Below are 21,750 nucleotides of genomic sequence, written 5' to 3'. Positions count from 1 at the left end.
CCGGTGTCACACCTCGGGAGATCTCTGCGCAGGCTCCCGGTGCGTCGCCTCCTGCTGCGCACGCCGTCGTCTGCGGCCGATCACGATGTTCAGCGGGACCAGTGCGAGCCAGGACCACATGGCCGCCGCCGGCGAGACGAAGGCCAGCGGCACGGCGGCACCGAAGACCGCGGCGGTGACCCCCGAGTCAACGGCAAGCCGCTGCCTCCTGGCCCTCGGCCCCTTGTCGGCCGGTCCGGCGGGGTCCCGGTCCCGGTCCCGGGCCGTCTCACTGCGGCGCACGGCAGCCACCAAGGCTGTATGAACGGTATTGACGGCCGCCACCGTGCCCGAGTAGACCGCCACGGCCAGGGCCTGCTCGGTGTACTCGGCGAGCAGGGACGTCGGGAACGGCAGCAGGGCCACCAGGGCGAGTCCCACCAGCGTCAGACCGAGGACCGCGCCGTCCGCCGTGGGCGCGGTGCCGAGAATGCTGCGGTGATCGCGCCAGAACTGGGCGATGACGGCGAAGCTGAGCGCGTACGCGGCGATGTTCGGCGTCACATCGAGCAGCGCCTCGTGGAAGTGCGCACTGTCCAGCCCCGCCGGCACGGAGATGTCCAGCACCAGGAGCGTCATCGCGATGGCGAAGACCCCGTCCGACAGAGCCTCCACTCTCTGGGCGCCGCCGGCCCGAGCGGTGCCACCGCTTCCACCGAGGGAGCCCTTCCCGCCACGGTGTGGCCCGGTGTTCGTCACATCAGCCGATCCTCGCCCCTTTCTTCCCCAGCGGCATCCGGGACGGCGCCGTCCGGACCAGTACGCCCGGGCCCGCCCGGGCTCAGTCCGGGTGCGCGCACAGGGGTGCTCCCAGCCCTCCGACGGTCCGCGTTCTCGCAGGCCGTCGCCATGGCGCACTCCGCCCACACCGTCTTGCCGGGCCCGTTCCGGTCCTGCACACCCCAGCGGAAGGCGATCGCCTCGACCAGGGCCAGCCCCCGCCCCCGGTCGTAGGCGGGTGAGGGCTCGACGCGGGCGGGGCGGCCGGGATGGGTGTCGGACACCTCGATCCGGAGGATGCCGGTCCCGGTGTCGTACGCGAGCCGCAGCGCGCAGTCCCGGCCCGGGACGAGGCCGTGCAGCACGGCGTTCGAGGCGAGTTCCGCGACGACGAGGGTGGCGCCGTCGAACGCGCACGTGCCGCGCGGGAGTCCCCAGTCGACGAGCTGGTGCCCGGCGAGCAGCCGGGCGAGCCGGGCACCGCGCCGCGTGGACGAGAAGCGGTGCGCGAACGTACGTACGGTGACGGGGACTTCGGTGCGTGGTGCTGTCATGACGGCCAGCGTTTCGGCCCGACAAGATGGTTGACCAGGGACAACGCTGACCCGGATTCGCGCTGTATCAGCCCAGTCGCCGGTCCGGGTCCGTGGCACTGCGTGACCACGAGAGATCAGGAGCACCGTGGCAACGGGCGTCAGGAGGAGCGCAGCCCTGTCCGGCCCTGCTTCACCCCACCTGATCCGCGAGCGCTTGCGTGAGGTCGCCGGTCTGCTTCCGGCCCAGGGAAGCCTTCCCCCACTCCCCGGCACCGACCACGAGAACGCCATCTCCGTCGCCGTCGAGCTTCAGGCGCACGGCGGCAACATTGCCGCTGCCGGTGACGACGGCCTCTCCGGGCTTGGCTTTTCCGGCCTTGTCGATATAGCCGATCAGTTCGTCGGAGGACACTGCGGCGAGCCGCGAGACCACCGGTGCCAGAGGTACGACCGCGTACCCCTCGCGGGTGGCGGCGGTGTGCACTTGCACGTCGTCCCGCCCGATGTGGAACGTGCAACTCACCAGGACGCCCTGGTTGACGGCCAGCGGGTCCCCGGGCTCGGCGCGCTTCCCGCCCTCGGCCGTGGCGACGGGCTCGTCGCTCTTCTCCACCGGCCCGGGCCCGGCTTCCGCGTCCAGGCCCGCGGCCTTCGCGGCCCGACCCATGTCGTACGGGAGCGGGCAGGTGTCGGTGCCGTCGTCCGGCATTCCGTCGGCGGTCTCGGTCAGGCCGTCCAGGCTCAGCGGTGTCGCTGCGCCGCCGCTCTGGCAGCCGGTCATCAGGGCCGCCGCCGTCAGGACGGCTGCGATCGCCGGCCGGTGCTGCCGGGAATGAGTCACGGGTCAGATCCTCGGTTGTCTCGTGCGGGGGAATAGACCTGGTCAGGAAGTCGCCGTGGAGCAGCCGAACCGCTTGCCGACGACCTCGGCGAAATTGTCGAGCAGGGCCCGAACGCGCGGGGTTCGGGGGTCTCCGATGGTGGAGGTGTAGCCGAGGTCGAACTCCAGGGAGAAGTACGTCGGAGTGCCCGCGCAATCGGCGACCAAGTGCAAGGAATCGAAGCCCGACACCTCCATACCGGCCACGCGCGGCTGCTCCTTGAAGCGGGGCGAGGAGCGGATGCCCTCCACGATGCGAGGCTCCCGCGTCACGGAGTAGGTCGCGTATCCGGCGACCTCGCACGCCCAGATGCGGCCGCGGTGGTCCTGAACCGTCTCCATCACCTCGGCCGGCGCGTCCGGCCCGGGGAACCCCAGGCCCGGGAGGCCGCACACCGCGCCGTCCCGGACCCGGCGCGGCTCCGGCGCCGCATCGAGGGTGTCGGGAGCGGTGAGGGGCCGCTCGGCCGCGCAATCCGCCCGCTCAGCCGCGTGATTGGCGACCTCGGTCAGAAGCCGGGCGACTTCCACCGGGTCCGAGCCCTCCGGCACGTACCCCTCGACGGCGGCGGGCCCGTCCGCCGTGGTGCAGGCGCCGGGCAGCAGGACCCAGCCGTGGTGGGCTCCCACCGCGCCGGTGGCGCCGCCGGAGAAGAACGACATCGTGGCGGGGCTCGGCCAGCGGCCCTCTTCGGTGAAGACGAAGTCACCGCGCTCGCGGCTCCCCGAGAGGCTGATTCGCTCGGTGTCCGATCCGGGGAGGAAGGACGAGCTCTCCACGATGCAGCGGAAGTGAAGCCGGTCACGCGGACGGTCGTCCAGCCCGTCCCGGTCGGAGATGCGGCCGGGCCGTGTGAAGACGGCCTCGGCCGAGTCGGTGGACACCAGCCCTCCGCACACGTCCTCGGGGCCGAACAGGTTGGTGTTCAGCCATAGATGGGCCCCCACGGCCAGGACGCCGACCGCCAGGAGGGGGATGAGGATTTTCCGCCCGAGACCCACCCCGCCGTTTTCGTTCGTCATTTCACTTCCTCGTCCGCAGGGCCGAATAGGCGTCTTCGCGCCCGGTGATGAAGCTCTGCTTGGCTTCGCCCTTGGCATGCTTGTGCGCATCGCTGTCGCTGACGCCGCGTTCGTCCCCCCATGCGTCGAGAAGCGCGTTCGTACCGTCGATACCGGCGGTCGTGGCGGCACTATCCTCGGATTGGGCCACGTCCTCGGCCGCCTGCGCCACGTCCTTGGAGTACTCGTAGGTGGCCGCGTCGACCATGCGCTGAACTGGGTCCCCCACCACGGGGATCTGGGTGAAGAGGCCGCCGACCCCGTGGTACGTGTAGCGCATCTGGTCGTTGAGGTTGCCGATCTTCGTGTCCCGGTCGTCGAGGATCATGTCGGATCCGATGGCGGTCATGGAGCCGTACACCTCGGCCACGTGGCGGGCCCTGTTGTCCCAGTCGCCGACGACGTTGCTCTGCTGGCCGGCCGGGGCGTCCCTGGCCGTGCTCAGGTACTCGGCGGAGTAGCGCCTCTCGTTCTCGTACAGGAGATCGTAGACGAGGACGGGTTCGCCGCCCGGAGTCGTCCCGTACGCCGCGTCGGACACCCCGCGCATCACGCGGAGCAGGCTGTGCTTGCTGTTGGTGATGCCGGACTCGTCACCGTTGGCGTTGATGTTGGACAGCCCTCCCGGGCTGCTCGGCTCAGTGCCGCTGAGGATCGCGTGGGTGTCGACCGTGTAGTCGGCGAGAGCACGTCCGAGCGGAACCTTCAGGTTCTCCGGGATCGTGTCGCCGTTGCCGTCCTTGTCCAGCAGCGTGATGGTCTCCTGCATCACCCGGGCCTGGGCCTCCGAGTGCTGACCGAAGGCCGCCCCGGCGGAGTTGGGCTCCCGCCCGGTGGCCGCCGCTTCCAGCGCCGCGCCGAGCCCGGTGCGGTTGAGGGGGTCGTCCATGGTGAAGACCGTCGTACCGGCGGCTGTGCTGTGCTGCGGCCATTCACGTTCGTTGAGCAGGTACTTCAGATGGTCGTTGCCGCGGTGGTCGGAGCCCGACCCGTTGCCCGCAGGGTCGAAGAAGGCCGTGGCCGCGTCGGGGTTCTTGCTCATCACGCCCAGAAGCCCGTCGAGGGCATCCGCCCGGATGCCGTCGTGGCCGGCCCCCCACTCGGTGTAGATGCCGGGCTGCTTCTTCTCGGCCGCTATCAGATCGTCGCCCAGCTCGTAGAGGAACTGGTCGTCGTACTTGGCGTTGCTGTGCTGCATCAGACCGACCAAGGACTGGTAGCCGTAGAGCGGCTGGGTGTTCGACCCGTAGTTCTTGGTGCCGTGCCGGTCAAGGCTCTCCATCCACTGCCGGTAGAACCTGCCGTCCTCGCCGGCGAGCCAGTCCTTGAACTTCTGCGACCCCGGGGGCGCGTCGGCGACCGAGCCGGGTACCCGAGTGGCCTTGGCGATGGTGTCGGCCAGCCCGCCCTGCAGTTCCAGGTACTGCGCCTTGTGCTTCTTGTCGTCGTCGTAGGCCAGCTGGTTCAGCTCGTTGGTCAGCTTGATGGCCCACAGCCGTGGCACAGGAGCCACCTTCTCCCGGCGGTGGCCCAACGGCCGCTTCGGTCGAAGACTGGCCGGCAGTCGGGCCGGTCGGACACCGCATCGCATGGACGCTGCGGTACGCGAACGCACGTACGGTGACGGCACCCCCCGTGCGGGCGCGGCCACGATGGCCGATCTCTCCGCCGGGGTCGTGCAGTTGAGCAGGGACGACGCTGATACAGATCGCGTTGTATCAGCCGACCCGCTGGACTGAGCGCGTGACCCTGGGTGAGCATGTGAACACCGGAAGTGTCACGGGAGTGCGGCGGAAAGGCAGGCTGCGATGGCGGCGGGCAGCGGGGGCGGCGGCAAGCGCGGCGGAGTCGGGGACGGGGGTGGCACGGGCGGCGCCGGGAACGGGCGCGGAGGCACCGGCGGTGGGGGCGGCGGCTGCACGAACGGTGAGCCCGAGGTGTCGGACAGTCTCAAGACCTTCGGCGCGGTACTGAAGGCGCTCCGGGAGGAAGCGCGGCTGACGCAGGAGGAGTTCGCGCCCCGGGTGCAGTACTCCCAGCCATACATCGCCAAGATCGAGCAGGGCAAGCGGTTCCCGCCCCACAACCTCATCGACCGCTCGGAGGACGTCCTGGGCCCGGCAGCCGCCCGCGTCCTGGACGCGGCGGCCCGCAGCCTCACCCGCAAGGCGGGGCTCGCCTCCTGGTTCCGGCAGTGGGCCGGGATCGAGGAGGAGGCGGTGTCGCTGTATGCGTATGAGTGCCGGGTCGTTCCGGGGCTGTTGCAACCCGAGCCGTACATCCGGCAGATCTTCGAACGTCGCCTGCCGCCGCTCACGGAGGAGCAGTTCGAGCGTCAGGTAGCAGCCCGGCTGGCCAGACAGCGGCTCTTCACCGAACGGCCGAACACGACGTTCAGCTTCATCATCGAGCAGGCTCTGCTGACGCGCCGCTTGGGAGGCGTCGATGTCACGAGGACACTCATCGACCATCTTCTCCAGCAGGGACGCCTGCGGAACGTGGAGATCCAGGTCATGCCGCTTGAGCAGGAGGATCACTCCGGTTTCGAAGGGCCGATGTATCTGGCGGAGACGGTCGAGAACCGATGGATCGGCTACGTCGAGGGCCATGACAACAGCGCCCTCGTCACCGATCCGAAAGTAGCCAGTTCGATGCTTCAGCGCTATGGCAAGATGCGCGCACAGGCTCTGAGCCGACAGGCCACTACGAGCCTGCTGGAGCGGATGCGAGGAGCGTTGTGAACACGACTGAACTGGTGTGGTCCAAGAGCAGCTACAGCGGCGGCGGGGGTGACAACTGCGTCGAGGTCGCCATACGTCCTGAAGACGTCCTGGTCCGGGACTCCAAGGACACCGAGCGGCACCCGCTGGTCGTTTCCCCCGACGCGTGGACGACCTTCACCGCGCAGGCGGCGCACCTGCGTGCCTGAGCCTCGCGTCCCGTCGGCGGGGTGACGGCCCAACGCGGCGGACGCGGGCAGTCCCGCACCCGGGACCTCCGCCTCACAGCTCGACCGGTGGTTCGATCGCCGGGTCCGTCCCGGAGACGCGCGGAGGACGGGGGCGAGTCAGCAGCCGCTCCTCCAGGACCGTCGCGTAGATCGCGGCGGCCGTGGACGCCGGGTGGGCCGGTGGCCAGATGCCCCGGCGGTAGGAGAAGCGGTGGCCGCGGAAGGTGACGACGGCCACCGCGCAGATGGCGCGGACGGCGCCCTCAGCCTCCCGGTCATCCGTCAGGTATTCGACGTCCAGTGACTCCAGCCGCGCGCCCCGGCAGACCGGGAAGTCCTCCAGGGCGGGGCGGGCGGCCCGCAGGAACGCTTCCGCGTAGCGCTGCGGGCTGCCGTGCCGAACCCGTTCTCCTCCGGTCATCTCTGCATCATGCGTCGCGTCCGCCGTTCCCGGCCCGCGTCACCCCTCGCTGTTGTCGATGCTCCAGGCCCGGAACGCGCCCTTCGCGATGCGCGCCATGAGCGTCTGGAAGTCCGCCTTGACGGCCTGCGGGGTCTTGTCCTGCGGGAACAGCGGGGCGATGCCCTGGCGGTCGGCCGGCAGGCCGTTCGCCAGCCGCTGTTTGTAGGCGTTGTAGACCGTCGCGATGTCGCGGCGCACCGCCTCACCCTCCCGGTTGGTGAAGACGGGAAGCCCGCGCTTGCGGTCGTCGTTGGTGGCGGCGATGGAGGCGACGTCCATCAGGAAGCAGTCGAGCAGGTCCGTGACGTCCTGCTCCCTGGCCCCCTGGACGCGGGTCTCCGCGTCCCGCAGCAGCATCTGCGCCATCTCCAGGGCCAGATCGCGGTAGACGGTGTAGCGGGGGCTGCCGGGGATGGCGCCGAGCACGTGGTCGGCCTGCTTGGCGTTGGCCGAGTTCATCGAGACGAACCCGTCGGGCCCGCCCCTGTCCTCGCTCTCCAGGCCGGGCACGGGGAAGGGCATGTCCCGGAAGCTCTCCTCCTCCCGCGCCATGTTCGGCATGCTCTCCGCGAGCGGGTGGATGCCGAACTCGTGGCAGAGCATTCCGGCGATGTAGCCGATGTCGTAGTTCTCGAAGTAGTAGGAGGCGAGGGTGACGAACACGCCCTCCTCCCCCTTGTCGATCACGTCGGCGGGGGTCTCCGTGGTGCGCTTCTCCAGCGTGATCGAGCAGTCGCGCTCCCCGAGGTAACTCCTGATCATGCTGTGTCCGGCGAGGAGCTGAAGGAGCCTGCCGGCCTTCTCCATGTACTCCGGGTACTTCAGGGCCACGTTGGTGAAAACGATCTTGCCCTGCGCCAGTTTCATCCGCTGGACCGCCGGTGCCGAACGCTGCACCGGCGCCCCCGCGCCGCCCGTCCCCTCCGCGCCGCCGCCCGGTTCCGGGACGCTCCTCCGCTCCGCCGGACCCGACATCACCCGCGTCGCGTTGGCCTCCGCCTCGCGTTCGAACCGGTCCGAGGGATCCGACACCTTCACACCCGCGCCGTTGTCCGTGCCCGCGACCGGGCCCTGCCGCTGCTGGATGACATGCGTCAGCTCATGGGCGAGGGTGTGCTTGTCCACGCCGCCGTCGCCGATGACGACATGGCTCCCGGAGGTGTAGGCACGGGCGCCGACTTCGGCGGCGGACGCCTTCGCGGTGCTGTCGTTGTGGACCCGGACGTCGGAGAAGTCCGCGTCCAGCCGGCCCTCCATCTCGGCGCGGGTGGTGTCGTCGAGGGGCCGGCCGGGGGCACGCTGCACGTCATGGACGGCCGAGCGCTGCACCCGGGGCTGCTCGGACCGGTGGCCGCAGCCGGACGTGCAGCGGTCCCCGGTGCACGACGTGCTGCGTTCGGGCGGGCGGCCGCTGGACGAGCCGCTCCGGAGCGAGATGGAGACCAGGCTGGGCGCCGACTTCTCCGAGGTCAGGGTGCACACCGACGCGGTGGCCCAGCGCTCCACGGCCGAGCTCGGGCCAAGGCGTGGACTTCGGGCAACGACATCGCCATCGGTCCGGACGGCGCCGATCCCCACACCCTCGCGCACGAGCTCACCCATGTGATGCAGCAGCGCTCGGGGTCGGTGGACGGCACGACCGGGCCCGGCGGGGTGCGGGTGTCCGACCCGGGCGACCGGTTCGAACGGGCCGCCGAGGCCAACGCGGCCCGCGTGATGTCCGCCCCGCTCCCCGACGTCCAGCGCGCACCGGAGGAGGATGCCCGGCAGGCCCCGGCCGACGCCGGCATTCCCGTGCAGCTCGCCCGGCACGCCACCGGGCCGACGGAGCGGGACCCGGACAGCGACAACTACGACTCGGACGACGACAACTTCAGCACCAGGTTCGAGTCACAGCTGCCGCAGCCCACGCCCGATGCCACGGTGGCCAGTCTGGTGGAACAGCAGTCCGACCAGCACGTGATCCTCTGGCGCGGCACCACACTGTCACGGGCCGAGGCCATGGAGGCGAACGGCAGCGCGGGGGGCAGGTCCGCCAACGCGAGCACCACCGCTCCGGACCGGGCCGCGAGCCAATCCCAGATCGGTCACGGCGGTCAGCTGCCGGAGTTCAGTGCGCGCACCGGCATCGCCGAGGGCTTCAGCTACAGGCAGGCGCTGGTGGTCGTCTCCATCGCCGCCAAGTACCTGTCCAGGGGCAGCTCGGCCGAGGACGGCTGGACCGCGCTCCCCTCCGCGCCGCTCACGGTGCTCCATCTGGTGGACCGGACCCGCGGACAGCAGTCGGGACGCACGGCGAACGCGTCCTAGCCGGGACGACGGGCATCGGGCCGCTCTCTTCCGCAGTGCCGGAACACGCGCACCCGGCACGCGCTGCCGCCGGTCCAGGGCACCGGACCCCGCGCGACAGGCCCGCCCGGAACCGCGCGGCCGGCCGGAACTCCCGGGTGCCGGAACCGGGTTCACGGACAGTGCGGCAGCGTTCCGGGCCGGAACGCTGCCGTACCCCGCACAAGAACGCGCGGCGCGGCCGATGGCATGCTTCCGCGCATGACCACCGCACGGGAAGTGACCTGCCATTCCCCCTACCGCCGCACCCTTGGGTTCTTCCTCGCCCTCGGGGTGGCGGGGGCGGTTCTGGCCGTGGCGCGGGCGGCCTCCCGGGGCACGCTCCTGGACATGTGGCTGGGCCTCGGCCTGTTCTTCGCCCTGGTGGGCTTCGCCTCGGTGCGCGGGGTCACCGCCGAGGTGCGCGGTGACGCCTACGGCCTGCACTCCCGGACGCTGCTGCGCCGGCGGAGCGTTCCGTGGCGCGACATCGCCGATCTGCGGATCCAGCTCCGGTACCCGGGCGCCTACCACTCCAAGGAGATCCGCCGCGTCGGCCTGGTGCTGCGCGACGGACGCAGGAGGCTGCTTCCGCTGCCGAGTTGCGGGGCCTCCCCCGACCCGGAGTTCGACGCGAAGCTGGACGTGCTCCGCGCATTGCACCGCCGTTACGGAGCCCCGGAATCGGACCATCGGCCCGTCGTCTCGTCCCGCACCGCCGGGGGCGGCTGGGCGGGATCGCTGACCCTGTGCGCGCTGCTGCTCGCCGGCGCCGGAGTGGCCGCGTCGTTCGTACCGGGCACCGCGTCGGAGGTGCGGGCTTGGCGGGCGGCCGTTCCGTGTGCCGCGGAAGCCTCCGCCGCCGAGTCACGGGCCGACTGTCTGTCCACCGTGCCCGCCGTGATCGAGCGGACCGAGGTCAACGGACCCAAGCAGCCCGGCCAGGTGTATTTCAGCGACGGCCGGCCGTTGGAGCAGCTCTCGGTCTCGCAAGAGGCGGCACAGACGTTCCGGCCCGGCGACCGTGTCGAACTGGCCGTCTGGCGCGGCGAGGTGATGGAGGTCGCCGGGGAGCGCCATGTGTGGCACAAGCACGTCGTCCCCGCCGGTGACGTGGCCGTCCTCGCGGCCGTGCTCGCCCTCGCCGCCGGCTACCCCGGTGCCCGTGTGCTGCTGCGCCTGCGCGGGCGGCGGCTGCCCGACGACGAAGTCCTGCCGTCCGCGCTGCCGTTCGTGGGCGCCCTCGCCGGAACGGCGCTGTGGCTGCTGCCGCTCTGCTACCTCCACCCCACGACCCTGTTCACCTCTCCGGTGGCGGTCACGTGGGCAGCCGCGGGCTCGCTCGTCACGCTGGGGCTTCTCGTCCTCGCCTGGCGCGCCACCCGGGTGCGCGGCCCCGGAGACGCCGGTGCGGCCGGGGCGTCCCCCGATCAGAAGAAGGGGGAGGACGCAGAGGTGTTCCTGTCGGCCCGCTTCCTGGAGCACACCGACTACAACCCGCACCACTTCGGCACGCACATCGTGCTCGGGGGCGGCGGCCCGCCCGCGGTGACACCCCACCCCGGCCCGGGCCGGTTCGCGGCGAAACCGATACCGGTGGAACGGCTTACCGTCCGGGAGGTGCGCCGGGTCCGGGGCGACGACAGCGAGGCCGTTCCCCGGAGCTGGCACATCGCCGAACTCGACGACGCGGGCCGCCGGGTCCGCCTCGCCGCGGCCCCGGCCGACCTGATCCGCGTCCTCCGCGAACTGGGCGCCACGAGCAGGTCACCGGACCCGGCGGCCACCGCAGCCTCCGCGGGCGCCGGGAACGCCGGCCCCTGACCCGGCTCCGGCGGTCTGCGACGACGGCCGCCACGCCGGAGACCCGCCTCGGGATTCGTGCGATTCCGCCTCAGGACGGCATGCAAACGCGCCCTTTGCCACCTGTACTCGCCACTGTGGATTCCTGCGCGGCGATCCGGATCGGTGCGGAGAGCGAAATGGCGGCCGGCCGCGCCGCAGCGACGTGTACATGCCCGGGATTGCCAATTTCGGATCCGGCTTGGCCGACGGGCTGAACAATGGCGGCAAGAAGCAGCATTTCGAACACGCGGGAAACTCCGAGGTTTGCTCAACGATCCCAATGAACCGAAAGGGAACACTACCAGCAAACACTCGTTTGACCGGACGGGGGCCGAAGAAGGCGGGCGGCGACACCAAAGGGGTGTCCTCACCCTGGATCCAGGCCGCCCGTCCCGTCCGCTCGAGTTCCCCGCAGGCATGCTAGTCGAATTCTTGTTCGCTCGGCCTCGGCGGGATCGAGGCGTTCGAATATCTCCAGCGCCCGCCGGAGCAGGGAGACGGCCTCGGCGCGCGCACCGGCCGCCAACCGCACCTCGGCGAGCAGAGCGCACGCCTGGGCTTCGTCCTTCGGCGAGTGGAGACGACGGGCGACAGCGAGCGCCGCTTCCAAGTGCGTGGCAGCGGCCGGCCCTTGACCGGCACCGAACTCGGCGGCACCGAGACCGCACAGCGCTTGGGCTTCCTCCAGCCCCGCGCCGATGGGGCGCGCCGCTTCCAGCGCCCGGGCGTGGTGCACCTGGGCGTCACGGTGCCGTCCCGCCACCAGGAGCGCCCGGCCCATGAAGTTCATCGTAATGGCTTCGTAACGCCGGTCTCCCAACCGCCGGAAGGAGAACAGGGCCTCCCTGGAGAGGTCCAATGCCTGGTTCATTTCCTCTGGCAGCGAGAAGGTGTTGGCCATGTTCAACTGGGCCACGGCCTGTTCCGTGCGGCTCCCCTGCTTCATGGCGAGATCAAACACCCTCGCAAAGGATTCGCGGGCCGCCTTCTTGTCACCCATTTCGAGATAGGCCTCTGCCACATTGTTCAGGGACTGCACCTGTCCCCGCCCGTCCCCGAGTTCCCCGAAAACCGCCAGGGCCTCCTGGAAATGCTGCAGCGCCTTGGAATGTTCCCCCAGATGCAGATAGGCGATCCCGATATTGTTCACGCTGCGGGTCATCTGCCATCGGTCGCCGGATTTTCTGCGCAATTCCAGTGCCGTCTGCTGGGTCGCTAGCATGGAGCGGTAATCGCCCCTGCACCAGTGCACCAGTCCCAACCGGTGCAGTGCCTCCGCCTCGGCTTCGGTGTCGCCGACCGCGCGGGCCAGTTCCAGGGCCCGTTCTCCCGCCGCGGCGGCCTCCGCGTAGCGGCTCGCGTGGGTGAGGGTGATGCCGAGGTCGATGCGGGCCCGGGCCTCACAGCGCTCCTCCCCCAGGCCGGCCCAGGTACGGGCGGCGTGCTCGTGCATGCGCTGGGCCTCCGGCCAGTACCCCTCCTTGTCGAGGAAGCCCGCCAGCGTGTGGGCGAGCAGGGCCGCCCGGCGGGGTGCGCCGTGTTCGCGCAGATGGCGTTCCGCGGCGATCAGTGCCGCGCGTTCGGCCATCAGCCAGCTCTCGGCTTCCTGCGGGTCATGCCAGGAGGGCAGCGGGAGACGGCAGTCGCCGTGGCCGGTGCCGAGGCGCGGGTGACGGGGATCGGCAAGCCGGACCGCACGGTCCGCCGCGTGGAGACAGAATTCCGCGAGGCGCGCCAGGGCCCGGTCGCGGTCCGCCGCGGAGTCCACCGCCGTGGCCAGAGTGCGGGAGTACTCGCCGAGCAGATCATGAAATCGGTACCGTTCGGGTGCGGTCTCGTGAACCAGGTGCGCGTCGAGCAGATCATCGAGAATCCGCTCCGTCTTCTGCGGGCCGAACCCGGTGAGAGCCGCGGCGGCGTACAGATCGAATTCGGAGCCGAAGTGCAGTCCGGCGAACCGGAACACTCTCTTCTGATCTTCCGTAAGGGTGTTGTAGGACATCTCGAACGCCCGGCCGATCTCATCGCAGCCGTCGCGGATTTCTCTCAACCGGCCCTGTCCCCGCGTCATTCTGCGGATCAGATGAGAGACCTTCCACGTGGGCCGGGACACCAGTCGCCCGGCGGCGAGTTCCACCGCCAGGGGGAGATATCCGCAGAGACGCACCACTTCCGCGATCTGCGCGCCGTCCCCCGCGCGTTCGTCCCCGACCAGCCGCCGGAAGAGCGCCACCGCGTCCTCGGGTGGCAGGACGTCGAGGAAGAGGGGGCGCACCCCGGGCAGGCCGGACAACCGGCGGCGGCTGGTGATGACGACCAGGGAGGACGACCGGCCCGGCAGCAAGGGGCGCACCTGTTCCGCGTCGGCCGCGTCGTCGAGGACGATCACGGCGCGGCGGCTCGTGAGGAGGGTCCGCCACAGTGACGCCGCCTCCTCCGGTTCCTGCGGGATGGACCCGGCCGGCACCCCCAGGGCGCGCAGCAGCGACGAGAGGGCCGCCCGCGGAGTCAGGGGCTCCGCCCCCGGGGCGTGTGCCTGGAGATTGAGGTGGATCCGCCCGTCGGGGAAATGGGCGCCGAACCGCTCCGCGGCGTGGAGAGCCAGCAGGCTCTTCCCCACCCCGGCCATGCCGGAAATCGCCTGAAGTGCGACAACTGCGCAAGAGCCGGGCGGAGGACTGCCGACGCAGTCCGCAAGAATCCCCATCTCCGCCTCACGGCCCACGAGTTCCGCGTGGCGTGGCAGGTTGTCGGGAGGCCGCTGTTCCGCGCTCCGGCTCCGCCGGGTGGTGGCCTTCCCGCCGGATATCAGCTCGCTGACGGGGGCCTGGCGCAGTATCAGCCGGTGGACGCGGGAGAGGTTCTCCGCGGGGTCCGTACCAAGTTCGTCCGAGAGCCGCCGGCGGGCGGATTCGTAGAACCGCAGGGCGTCGGCCTGCCGGCCGCAGGCATAGCTCGCCACCATGAGGTGGGCGAGGAGGGTCTCGTCGGTGGGGCGCTCCGCGGCGAGGGCCGAGAGGTCGGCGACCACCTCCGCGAAATCCCCGGTCCGGAGTTGTGTCTCGGCCCGGGCGAGGATCGCGGCGAAGCGCCGCTCGCCGAGGTCGGCCCGGACGGTTTCGGCCCAGGTCCCGCCGATTCCCGTCAGGGGTTCGCCCCGCCACAGCGCCTCGGCCTCCCGCATCAGGGCCAGGGCGCCCGGATCGTCGCCGTCGGCCGACCGTGCGGCGGCCCGGGAGACGAGCGTGCGGAAGCGGTGGCAGTCAACGGTGTCCGGCGGCGTTTCGAGCGTGTAGGCGTGGGCGTTCTGGGTCAGCCGCGGCCCGTCCGGCACGGCGGCTCTGCCCAGTCTCTTCCGGAGGCGCGACATATAGGAACGGAGACTCACCAGGGGCCTGTCGGGCGGGTCCTCGTCCCACACCCTACGGATCAGTGTGTCGGTGGAGACCGGCTTGTTCACGTCGAAGGCCAGAGCGGCGAGTACGGCTCCCTCCTTGGACGACCCGAAACGGTGACGCCCGGCCGGCGTCCGTACGGCCACAGGTCCCAGGATGTGAATCGCGCAGCCCACCAGCGTTCCCCCCATCGCCGGCCCGCCGTCTTTGGGTCAAGCATGACACGTCGTCAACTTGTCGCACTAGAAGCCCACTTGCGGTGATTGGCATGGCCGAAACGTTCTTCCACGCCCATCGACCGGCCTGTCAGGTCCGAAGCAGGGGTATGCCCCAGTCATCCGAGCCCGCCCATGCGCTTACGCTGCCGCGGACAGACGGGGGAAGACGTGGACATGGACCCGGTGACGGTCCCGCAGTTGACCGCTGCCCTGATCGGGGCGGACCGGCGGAGGACCGCCCGGCCCGCTCTCGTGGAGATCGTACGAGCCGCCGCTGCGCCCGGGGACCTCCTGTCACGGGCGCTGGCCTCCTGGGAGACGTCCCCCGGGGACCCCTTCCGCGCCGCGGAACTGGCGGAGCTTCTCGCGGCCCGGGCCGCGAGCCGGCCCGGGCTCACGGAGGAGCTCAGGCTGTGGGTCCTCGCCGCGACACCGCGCGCGGACGATTCCGTCCACGCCAACACCTTGGGCGGCACCGCACGGATCAGCGGAGCGGTCCTGCAGAGCCGGGACATCCACGGCGGGGTGCATATCCACTCCGCCGAGCCCGCCGGGCCGCCGCGCGGCCCCGTACCGCGCCAGCTCCTGCCCGTTCCCGCGGACTTCGGCGGCCGCGACAGCGATCTCCGGGCACTGGAGGCGCTCCGCCGGGAGACAGCGGACGGCCCCGCGCCGGCGCCGCTCCGCGTGGTGATCAGCGGCCCGGCCGGGGTGGGGAAGACGACTCTGGCCTCCCACTGGCTCACCGGGCTGGCCGGAAACTGTCCCGACGGCCAGCTCTACACCGACCTGCGCGGCCACTCGCCGACCGGCGGCCCTGCCGCGCCGGGAGAGGTCCTGGGCCAGTTCCTGCGCGCCTTCGGCAGCACGCACATTCCGTCCGGGCTCGACGAACAGGCCGCTCTGTGGCGGTCGGTCACCGCCGGCCTGAGGATCGCGGTCCTTCTGGACAACGCCCTCAGCGCGGCCCAGGTACGCCCACTACTGCCCGGCTCGGCGAGCAGCCTGGTGGTCGTCACCAGCAGGCGGAGGCTGACCGGGCTGGTGGTGGACGGCGCAGTTTTCCACCACGTGGAGCCGCTCCGCCCCGAGGCCGCGGTGGCACTGCTCACCAGCAGGGTCGGCGCGCACCGGGTCGGACAGGAGCCGGAGGCAGCGCGACGGGTCGCCGCCCTGTGCGCCGGTCTGCCGCTCGCCGTCAGCGTGGCCGCCGCCCGGATGGCCGCCCGGCCCCGGCAGTCGCTGACGGTGATGGCGGCGGCTCTGGACCGGGACGCCGGCAGCCGGCTGGAGCCGTTGCGGGCGGAGGGCAGCGGAGCCGTCCGGACCGCGCTCGACGAGTCGTACCGGACGCTTCCGGCCGACGTCGCCCGGGCGTACCGGTGCCTCGGCACGCAGCCCGTCACCGTCTTCGACAGCACGGTGGCCGCTGCCGCCTGCGGCACGTCCCGCGCGGAGGCGGAACGCGTTCTCGACGATCTCGTCGAGGTGAACCTTCTGGAGGACCTCACGCCGGACCCCGTCGGCGGCGGTGAACGCTACCGGTTCCACGACCTGATCCGGGCGCACGCCGACGATCTCGCCGGCCGCGAGGACTCACCCGCCGACCGGGACGCGGCGGTCCGTCGGGTCGTCGACGTCTATCTCGCCGCAGCGACCGCCGCCGAAGCTCTGCTGACCCCGAGCCACCGCACGCTCCGCCGCGACTACGTCTTCCCTCCCGCGCACCCCGTGACCTTCGCGGATTCCCGCGCCGCGCTGCAGTGGCTGGACGGGGAACGCCTGCACCTGATGGCGGTGCTGCGGGCCGCCGCCGGGCGGGAGTGGCACGACGCGGTATGGCAACTCACCGATGCCATGTGGCCGTTGTTCCTGCGGTTGCGGCCCTACGACCTGTGGACCGAGGCCCACGGGATCGGTCTGGACTCCGCGTGCCGGGCCGGGGACAGAACCGCCGAGAAGCGCATGCTCACCTCCGGCGGCGCGGGTCTGCGCAACGACGGGCGTCATGACGAGGCGGCCGAGTGGTTCGGCCGTTCGCTGGAGCTCGCCCGGCAGGACGGTGACGTCCGGGCGGAGGCTCAGGCGCTCCACGGACTCGGCCAGTCGCTGCGGCTGGCCGGGCACCTGGAACGCGCCATCCCCCATCTGACCCGGGCCCTGGAACTGCGTGAGGAGATCGGATACCGCCGCGGGGCCGCCCTGACCCGGCTGGTCCTGGGCGACATCGCCCAGGCCCGGGGACGGCCCCACGAGGCGGTCACCCTCCTGACCGCGGCCCGTGAGGCCCTGCTCGCCGAGTCCGACGCCTACGACGCGGCGCGCGCCCTGGCCTTTCTGGGCCGGGCCCACGCGCGGGCGCACGGGGACCCGGCGGCCGCCGAGGAACTGCTCCACCGGGCCCACGAGGAATTCCTCGCGGCCGGGTCCGTGCACTGGCAGGCCCGGGTCCTCGAATTCCTGGGCCAGACGGCCGCGGAAGGCGGTGACACGGAGAAGGCCGGGGACCACTACGAGCGGTCCCTGGCCCTCTACGCCCCGGTCAGTTCTCAAGACGCGCGGCGGCTGGCCGCCCGCTTGCAGAGCCTGCACCCAGGCGGCCCGAGCAGGCGGAACCGGTAGACGCGTTCGGCCCGCACCAGAAGTGCGGAGTCCAGGTCCTCCAGCGGCAGCGCCGCCACATACCAGGCGTGGAGGGCCGCCCCCAACACCTGCCGGTCCCCTGCGTCCCCCGCACGGTCGCCACCCGCGGCGGCCGCGACCCGGGCACCGCTGCGGAAGAAGGCGACGCACTCCTCCGCCGGGGTCCGCAGCATCACCACCAGGCAGCCGGGATACGTACGCAGCAGCGACCGGGCACGGGCCTCCTCCCCGGTACTCCAGAGGACGTCCGCGCACTGCGCCAGTGCCGCGGAGGCGGCTCCGCCGAGGTCCACGACCAGGCTGTCCCCCGCCGGCCACTCCGCGGCGGGGACCGGCGCGACCGGCTTCCCGGCGTCCGTACGGACCACGACGGCCGGGCCCGCGGGGCCGGCGGGTGCTCTCATGCCGACCTCTCCCCCCGCTCCGGTCCCGGCTCTCCGGCGAGCCGTTCCGGCAGGGGCAGTGGCTCCGTCTCCGGAAAGCAGGCCGGCTCGCCGAGGGCGAGGTGCCGGTACATCAGCCGTCGCATGTTCCTGCTGAACCGGCCCGGCTCGGAGGAGATCCGCGCGGCGATCCCCCGGTATTCCGCCTCCGGGTACTCGGCCGCGGCATAAGCGAGTTGCTCGTGCAGCGGATGGGAGGGCGACAGAGCGGGAGCCGTGCGGGCGAGGTCCGCCCCGGGAGAGGCGGGGTTCACATCCCTTTCCGGGAAGCGGGCCAGGAGGATCGGGGCCTCGGTCATGGTGGCGTAGAGGGTGACGGAGCCGTGGTCACCGATGATCCAGTCCGCCGCGATCAGCGGAGTCCGCCAGTCGGTCCCGGGCGGGATCAGGGCCACTCCCCGACGGCGGCACGCCGCGAGCCACGCGCGCACCTGCCAGTCGCCGTGCCCCGCCCGGATGTTCGGGTGGACCAGCAGCGCCACCCGGTATTCGTCCTCCGGGAGTTCGGCCGACAGCCGGGGCACCAGGGCGTCCAGCCGGTTGAACGACGAGCCGGGGCCCCAGGTCGTGGAGACCAGAACCAGCCGCCGGCCGTCGTCCAGGCCCAGCGCCTCCCGGTACCGCGCCCGCAGCGGCAGGCTCGCGGCGATGCGGTCGTGGCACGGGTCACCGACCACCTCCGCCCGCGGCAGCGCCTCCGGGCACCAGCGCTCCAGCTCGGCCAGTTCCTCCCGGTGCGCCAGCGCCACCGCCTGCGGGACCACCCGGCCCTGCCACATCAGGTACTTCCGCCCCAAGCCCCCGACCGTACGCGGTGCTCCGGGCCCGTCGTCCGCCACACGCGACAGCTTGATGTGCCCGGCTCCGTGCGGGAGCCGGATGAGAGGAGCGCGCAGTTGCTCCGTGCCCTGTGAGCCGGCGGCCAGGGCGAGGTCGAAGGAACGCCGCGCCGCCTTCTCCCAGGGCAGTACGGTTCCGCCCAGCTCCCGCAGCAACCGCTCCGCGCCTCCCGAGAACGCGTGCGGGGCGACCGTGAAGACCACTTGCACCCGCAGGTCCGCCTCCAGCAGAGGAAGCAGGTCCAGCAGTCTCCTCCCGTACACCTCGGTGTGTACGACCACCAGGATCTTCTTGCAGTCGGGCAGTGTGGCCCACTGACCCGAGTCCCTCACCACCGGCCTTGCCGGCCCGTCCTCCACAGACATCGTGCCCCCCGTCGTCTTGACGCGTGTCCGGTCCTTGTCGCGAGCGGTCTGCCCGGCGCGGCGGACGAAAGGCTTGCCCGGGGCTTGGACAAACCTTGCACGGCACGTTTCGGCCGGAGGTTTCCGGGCGGCGGCCGCCGGCGGCCGTGTACCGATTCCGGGCATATACGGCTACCGTGAGACATCCACGGACCGGGGGAACAACGGGGGGAAGCCATGGAGACCGTTTCGGCGGTGGCACTGATGTCGGTGATGACCGCGGCCGGCGCGCAGGTGGGCAGTGAGGCGGCCCGCCAAGCCCTGGAGCAGCTCTCGAGCCTGGTCCGCCGGGCGTTCCACCGGGAGCGGGAACTTCCCGGAGCACCGCCGGATTCCGTTCCGGATCTCACGGGCGCCGGGCCGGAGGACTTCCGGCGGTACGCGGAGATCCTTGTCTCCCGCGCCGAGGAGGACGGCGAGCTCGCGGCGCTGCTCGCCGCCTGGGTGCAGCACCACCGCACCGCGCTGGGCGTTCCGGAGGCGGATGCCGGGCCCTCGGGCAACACGGTGAGCGGAAACGCGCGGATCGGCGGGCCTCTCGTCCAGGGACGCGACTTCCACGGCGGCATCACCTTCGGGGGCGGATCGGGGAGCTGACCCGCGGAGGGCCCATGGCCGGCGCTCTGGACGGCGGCCACAGGCTGGCGCCGGACATGCCCCCATCGGCCTCTGGGGCAGCCGCCGCCGTGAGGTGTTGCCCTGAGGGCGCCGCCGCCGGTTTCAGCCGGGCGAACGTCCCCTCTCCCCGTCCGTGCGGACAGGGCCGCGCCCGGACGGCCGCCCGCTCAGCGGACCGGGTGGCCGGCCTCGCGCAGGGCTCGCTTGACCTCGCCGATGCGGAGGTCGCCGAAGTGGAAGACCGAGGCGGCGAGGACCGCGTCCGCACCCGCGGTGACCGCCGGGGCGAAGTCGGACAGCCTGCCCGCGCCGCCGGAGGCGATCACGGGGATGGTGACCTCGGCCCGCACCGCCTTGATCATCTCGGTGTCGTAGCCGTCCTTGGTGCCGTCGGCGTCCATCGAGTTGAGCAGGATCTCCCCGGCGCCCAGCCCGGCCGCGCGGTGGGCCCACTCGACGGCGTCGATGCCCGTTCCGCGCCGCCCGCCGTGGGTGGTGACCTCGTAGCCGGAGGCCGTGGTGGTGCCCTCCGGGCAGCGGCGGGCGTCGACGGAGAGGACCAGCACCTGGCTGCCGAAGCGCTCGGAGATCTCGCGGATCAGGTCGGGGCGGGCGATGGCCGCGGTGTTGACGCCGACCTTGTCCGCCCCGGCGCGCAGCAGCTTGTCGACGTCCTCCGTGGAGCGGACGCCGCCGCCGACGGTGAGCGGGATGAAGACCTGCTCGGCGGTGCGCCGCACCACGTCGTAGGTGGTCTCCCGGTCGCCCGAGGAGGCGGTGATGTCGAGGAAGGTCAGCTCGTCGGCGCCCTCGGCGTCGTACAGCTTGGCCATCTCGACGGGGTCGCCCGCGTCGCGCAGGTTCTGGAAGTTGACGCCCTTCACGACCCGGCCGCCGTCCACGTCCAGGCAGGGGATGACTCGGACCGCCAGGGTCATGTCGCTCGGTCTCCTCTTCGTTGTCGGTCTGTGTGCGGGAGGTCTGCGCGGACGTCCGCGCGACGTCTACGCGGGCGTCTGCGGGGACGTCCGCGCGGGGGCGGCGGGCGCGGAGCGGTCGTCGCCGCGGAACGCCTCCAGCTCCACCTCGACCAGCACCCGGGAGTCGACGAAGCCGGAGACCACGACCAGGGTCGCGGCCGGGCGCACGGCGCCGAAGATCTCCTGGTGGGCGCGGCCGACGGCCTCCACGTCGCGGGCGTGGGTCAGGTACATGCGGGTGCGGATCACGGCCCCGGCGCCGAGGCCGAACCGCGCGAGCGCGTCCAGCGCGTTGCGGAAGGCCGTCCGCGCCTGCTCGTAGGGGTCACCCTCGCCCATCAGGTCTCCCCCGACGAGGGGCATGGTGCCGGAGACCAGCACCCGGTCCCCCGCCGCGACGGCCCGCGCGAAACCGATCGACTCCTCCCAGGGGCTGTCGGTCTGCACGCGCTGTATGGACGGGACGGCGTCGGACGGTCCGGTTCCGGGCATCGGCATCGGTTCCTGCTCCTCGAAGCTGCGGGACGGCATGGCGGACGGGACGACGGACGGGGGCGGCGCGGGCCGGCCGCGGCGGTGCGGGGCCGCGGCCGGTCACCGCTCAGGACACCGCGGCGAGCGCTTCCTCCAGGGTGAACGCCTTGGCGTAGAGGGCCTTGCCCACGATGGCACCCTCGACGCCCTCCGGCACCAGGGCCGCGATGGCCCGCAGGTCGTCCAGGGAGGAGACGCCCCCGGAGGCCACGACGGGCTTGTCGGTGGCGGCGCAGACGTTCCGCAGCAGCTCCAGGTTGGGGCCCTGGAGGGTGCCGTCCTTGGCGATGTCGGTGACGACGTAGCGGGCGCAGCCCTCGGAGTCGAGCCGGGCCAGGGTCTCGTAGAGGTCGCCGCCGTCACGGGTCCAGCCGCGGCCGCGGAGGGTGGTGCCGCGGACGTCGAGGCCGACGGCGATCCGGTCGCCGTGCTCGGCGATGACCCGGGCGACCCACTCGGGGGTCTCCAGGGCGGCGGTGCCGAGGTTGACGCGGGTGCAGCCGGTGGCGAGGGCGGCGGCCAGGGTGGCGTCGTCGCGGATGCCGCCGGACAGCTCGACCTTGATGTCCATGGAGCGGGCGACCTCGGCGATCTTCGCGCGGTTGTCGCCGGTGCCGAAGGCCGCGTCGAGGTCCACCAGGTGCAGCCACTCCGCGCCCGCCTTCTGCCAGGCGAGGGCGGCGGAGAGCGGGTCGCCGTAGGACGTCTCGGAGCCGGACTCGCCGTGGACGAGGCGGACGGCCTGGCCGTCGCGGACGTCGACGGCCGGGAGGAGTTCGAGGCGGTGCGTGGTCATGGCGTGGCGTGCCTTCGGTGTCGGGGCGGGCGGTGGACGGGAGGGGGACGGGCCGG

The 21,750-nt window shown here is 71.9% G+C and carries 21 protein-coding genes and 1 pseudogene; 8 read left to right on the top strand and 14 right to left on the bottom strand.

Annotated features, from left to right (window positions below; all coding sequences use genetic code 11):
- Positions 1 to 6 precede the first annotated feature (6 nt).
- The 5 genes from LIX60_RS24960 to LIX60_RS24940 all read right to left on the bottom strand — a co-directional run bounded on the left by LIX60_RS24960 (position 7) and on the right by LIX60_RS24940 (position 4,741).
- Positions 7 to 654, bottom strand: a complete 648-nt coding sequence (locus tag LIX60_RS24960; RefSeq protein WP_227960782.1) for a TMEM175 family protein — start codon at positions 652 to 654, stop codon at positions 7 to 9.
- An 80-nt stretch (positions 655 to 734) separates the two neighbouring features.
- Positions 735 to 1,313 (bottom strand): ATP-binding protein, encoded by a 579-nt coding sequence (locus LIX60_RS24955; RefSeq protein ID WP_308101799.1) that lies wholly within the window; start codon positions 1,311 to 1,313, stop codon positions 735 to 737.
- Between the two features lie 172 nt (positions 1,314 to 1,485).
- On the bottom strand, positions 1,486 to 2,136 hold the full coding sequence (locus LIX60_RS24950) for a hypothetical protein (protein WP_227960780.1): 651 nt from the start codon (positions 2,134 to 2,136) through the stop codon (positions 1,486 to 1,488).
- A gap of 42 nt (positions 2,137 to 2,178) precedes the next feature.
- Positions 2,179 to 3,198, bottom strand: a complete 1,020-nt coding sequence (locus tag LIX60_RS24945; RefSeq protein ID WP_227960778.1) for a hypothetical protein — start codon at positions 3,196 to 3,198, stop codon at positions 2,179 to 2,181.
- 1 nt (position 3,199) lies between these two features.
- Positions 3,200 to 4,741: a hypothetical protein gene (locus LIX60_RS24940; RefSeq protein ID WP_227960775.1), complete on the bottom strand. Its 1,542-nt coding sequence runs from the start codon at positions 4,739 to 4,741 to the stop codon at positions 3,200 to 3,202.
- A gap of 85 nt (positions 4,742 to 4,826) precedes the next feature.
- Between LIX60_RS24940 and LIX60_RS24935 the strand changes: the two genes are divergently transcribed.
- The 3 genes from LIX60_RS24935 (at position 4,827) to LIX60_RS24925 (ending at position 6,166) form a co-directional block, all read left to right on the top strand.
- The gene (locus LIX60_RS24935; protein ID WP_227960773.1) at positions 4,827 to 4,976 is read left to right on the top strand and encodes a hypothetical protein; all 150 of its coding nucleotides are present in this window, start codon (positions 4,827 to 4,829) and stop codon (positions 4,974 to 4,976) included.
- 69 nt (positions 4,977 to 5,045) lie between these two features.
- A complete protein-coding gene (locus LIX60_RS24930) occupies positions 5,046 to 5,978 on the top strand; it encodes a helix-turn-helix transcriptional regulator (RefSeq protein WP_227960771.1) in 933 nt (310 codons plus the stop codon).
- Positions 5,975 to 6,166, top strand: a complete 192-nt coding sequence (locus LIX60_RS24925) for a DUF397 domain-containing protein (protein ID WP_227960769.1) — start codon at positions 5,975 to 5,977, stop codon at positions 6,164 to 6,166. The genes LIX60_RS24930 and LIX60_RS24925 overlap by 4 nt, the downstream gene beginning before the upstream one ends.
- Before the next feature lie 73 nt (positions 6,167 to 6,239).
- On the opposite strand, the gene LIX60_RS24920 is transcribed toward LIX60_RS24925, so the two are convergent.
- Both LIX60_RS24920 and LIX60_RS24915 read right to left on the bottom strand, forming a co-directional pair.
- Complete coding sequence (locus tag LIX60_RS24920) at positions 6,240 to 6,608, bottom strand: hypothetical protein (RefSeq protein WP_227960767.1); 369 nt, start codon at positions 6,606 to 6,608, stop codon at positions 6,240 to 6,242.
- Positions 6,609 to 6,647: 39 nt separating this feature from the next.
- A complete protein-coding gene (locus tag LIX60_RS24915; protein ID WP_227960764.1) occupies positions 6,648 to 8,132 on the bottom strand; it encodes a DUF4157 domain-containing protein in 1,485 nt (494 codons plus the stop codon).
- Between LIX60_RS24915 and LIX60_RS31970 the strand changes: the two are divergent.
- From LIX60_RS31970 to LIX60_RS24900, 3 genes and pseudogenes are all read left to right on the top strand, one after another.
- Positions 8,086 to 8,213: pseudogene (locus LIX60_RS31970) on the top strand (DUF4157 domain-containing protein); the annotation flags it as partial. The gene LIX60_RS24915 and the pseudogene LIX60_RS31970 overlap by 47 nt on opposite strands.
- 42 nt (positions 8,214 to 8,255) lie before the next feature.
- Positions 8,256 to 8,960, top strand: a complete 705-nt coding sequence (locus LIX60_RS24905) for a DUF4765 family protein (RefSeq protein ID WP_265585756.1) — start codon at positions 8,256 to 8,258, stop codon at positions 8,958 to 8,960.
- Positions 8,961 to 9,200: 240 nt separating this feature from the next.
- Positions 9,201 to 10,802, top strand: a complete 1,602-nt coding sequence (locus tag LIX60_RS24900; protein ID WP_227960762.1) for a PH domain-containing protein — start codon at positions 9,201 to 9,203, stop codon at positions 10,800 to 10,802.
- Between the two features lie 70 nt (positions 10,803 to 10,872).
- On the opposite strand, the gene LIX60_RS24895 is transcribed toward LIX60_RS24900, so the two are convergent.
- Both LIX60_RS24895 and LIX60_RS24890 read right to left on the bottom strand, forming a co-directional pair.
- On the bottom strand, positions 10,873 to 11,070 hold the full coding sequence (locus LIX60_RS24895; protein WP_227960760.1) for a hypothetical protein: 198 nt from the start codon (positions 11,068 to 11,070) through the stop codon (positions 10,873 to 10,875).
- 120 nt (positions 11,071 to 11,190) lie between these two features.
- A complete protein-coding gene (locus tag LIX60_RS24890) occupies positions 11,191 to 14,364 on the bottom strand; it encodes an AfsR/SARP family transcriptional regulator (protein WP_227960758.1) in 3,174 nt (1,057 codons plus the stop codon).
- Between the two features lie 246 nt (positions 14,365 to 14,610).
- Between LIX60_RS24890 and LIX60_RS24885 the strand changes: the two genes are divergently transcribed.
- Entirely contained in the window at positions 14,611 to 17,058 is a 2,448-nt protein-coding gene (locus LIX60_RS24885; RefSeq protein WP_227960756.1) for a tetratricopeptide repeat protein, read from the top strand.
- On the opposite strand, the gene LIX60_RS24880 is transcribed toward LIX60_RS24885, so the two are convergent.
- On the bottom strand, positions 16,986 to 17,483 hold the full coding sequence (locus LIX60_RS24880) for a hypothetical protein (RefSeq protein WP_227960754.1): 498 nt from the start codon (positions 17,481 to 17,483) through the stop codon (positions 16,986 to 16,988). The genes LIX60_RS24885 and LIX60_RS24880 overlap by 73 nt on opposite strands.
- The gene (locus tag LIX60_RS24875) at positions 17,480 to 18,694 is read right to left on the bottom strand and encodes a hypothetical protein (protein WP_308101796.1); all 1,215 of its coding nucleotides are present in this window, start codon (positions 18,692 to 18,694) and stop codon (positions 17,480 to 17,482) included. The genes LIX60_RS24880 and LIX60_RS24875 overlap by 4 nt, the downstream gene beginning before the upstream one ends.
- Before the next feature lie 249 nt (positions 18,695 to 18,943).
- Here LIX60_RS24875 and LIX60_RS24870 point away from each other — a divergent pair, with 249 nt between their 5' ends.
- Entirely contained in the window at positions 18,944 to 19,363 is a 420-nt protein-coding gene (locus tag LIX60_RS24870) for a hypothetical protein (protein WP_227960750.1), read from the top strand.
- A gap of 188 nt (positions 19,364 to 19,551) precedes the next feature.
- Here LIX60_RS24870 and hisF read toward each other — a convergent pair whose 3' ends face one another.
- The 3 genes from hisF to priA form a co-directional block, all read right to left on the bottom strand.
- Positions 19,552 to 20,322: an imidazole glycerol phosphate synthase subunit HisF gene (hisF, locus tag LIX60_RS24865; RefSeq protein WP_227960748.1), complete on the bottom strand. Its 771-nt coding sequence runs from the start codon at positions 20,320 to 20,322 to the stop codon at positions 19,552 to 19,554.
- A gap of 66 nt (positions 20,323 to 20,388) precedes the next feature.
- Entirely contained in the window at positions 20,389 to 20,862 is a 474-nt protein-coding gene (locus tag LIX60_RS24860) for a RidA family protein (protein ID WP_227960746.1), read from the bottom strand.
- A gap of 103 nt (positions 20,863 to 20,965) precedes the next feature.
- The gene (gene priA / locus LIX60_RS24855; protein WP_019709495.1) at positions 20,966 to 21,694 is read right to left on the bottom strand and encodes a bifunctional 1-(5-phosphoribosyl)-5-((5-phosphoribosylamino)methylideneamino)imidazole-4-carboxamide isomerase/phosphoribosylanthranilate isomerase PriA; all 729 of its coding nucleotides are present in this window, start codon (positions 21,692 to 21,694) and stop codon (positions 20,966 to 20,968) included.
- Positions 21,695 to 21,750: the final 56 nt, after the last annotated feature.

This window comes from Streptomyces sp. S07_1.15, assembly GCF_020739505.1.
Taxonomy (GTDB): domain Bacteria; phylum Actinomycetota; class Actinomycetes; order Streptomycetales; family Streptomycetaceae; genus Streptomyces; species Streptomyces xinghaiensis.
This window is presented reverse-complemented; position numbering and strand designations above follow the sequence as displayed.

What these genes read in the sequence shown, in the direction of transcription:
- LIX60_RS24955 (WP_308101799.1), bottom strand. Translation starts at nt 1,313, where the DNA reads ATGACAGCACCACGCACCGAAGTCCCCGTCACCGTACGTACGTTCGCG.
- LIX60_RS24945 (WP_227960778.1), bottom strand. Translation starts at nt 3,198, where the DNA reads ATGACGAACGAAAACGGCGGGGTGGGTCTCGGGCGGAAAATCCTCATC.
- LIX60_RS24935 (WP_227960773.1), top strand. Translation starts at nt 4,827, where the DNA reads ATGGACGCTGCGGTACGCGAACGCACGTACGGTGACGGCACCCCCCGT.
- LIX60_RS24930 (WP_227960771.1), top strand. Translation starts at nt 5,046, where the DNA reads ATGGCGGCGGGCAGCGGGGGCGGCGGCAAGCGCGGCGGAGTCGGGGAC.
- LIX60_RS24920 (WP_227960767.1), bottom strand. Translation starts at nt 6,608, where the DNA reads ATGACCGGAGGAGAACGGGTTCGGCACGGCAGCCCGCAGCGCTACGCG.
- LIX60_RS24905 (WP_265585756.1), top strand. Translation starts at nt 8,256, where the DNA reads ATGCAGCAGCGCTCGGGGTCGGTGGACGGCACGACCGGGCCCGGCGGG.
- LIX60_RS24900 (WP_227960762.1), top strand. Translation starts at nt 9,201, where the DNA reads ATGACCACCGCACGGGAAGTGACCTGCCATTCCCCCTACCGCCGCACC.
- LIX60_RS24885 (WP_227960756.1), top strand. Translation starts at nt 14,611, where the DNA reads ATGGACCCGGTGACGGTCCCGCAGTTGACCGCTGCCCTGATCGGGGCG.
- LIX60_RS24880 (WP_227960754.1), bottom strand. Translation starts at nt 17,483, where the DNA reads ATGAGAGCACCCGCCGGCCCCGCGGGCCCGGCCGTCGTGGTCCGTACG.
- LIX60_RS24870 (WP_227960750.1), top strand. Translation starts at nt 18,944, where the DNA reads ATGGAGACCGTTTCGGCGGTGGCACTGATGTCGGTGATGACCGCGGCC.
- hisF (WP_227960748.1), bottom strand. Translation starts at nt 20,322, where the DNA reads ATGACCCTGGCGGTCCGAGTCATCCCCTGCCTGGACGTGGACGGCGGC.
- LIX60_RS24860 (WP_227960746.1), bottom strand. Translation starts at nt 20,862, where the DNA reads ATGCCGATGCCCGGAACCGGACCGTCCGACGCCGTCCCGTCCATACAG.
- priA (WP_019709495.1), bottom strand. Translation starts at nt 21,694, where the DNA reads ATGACCACGCACCGCCTCGAACTCCTCCCGGCCGTCGACGTCCGCGAC.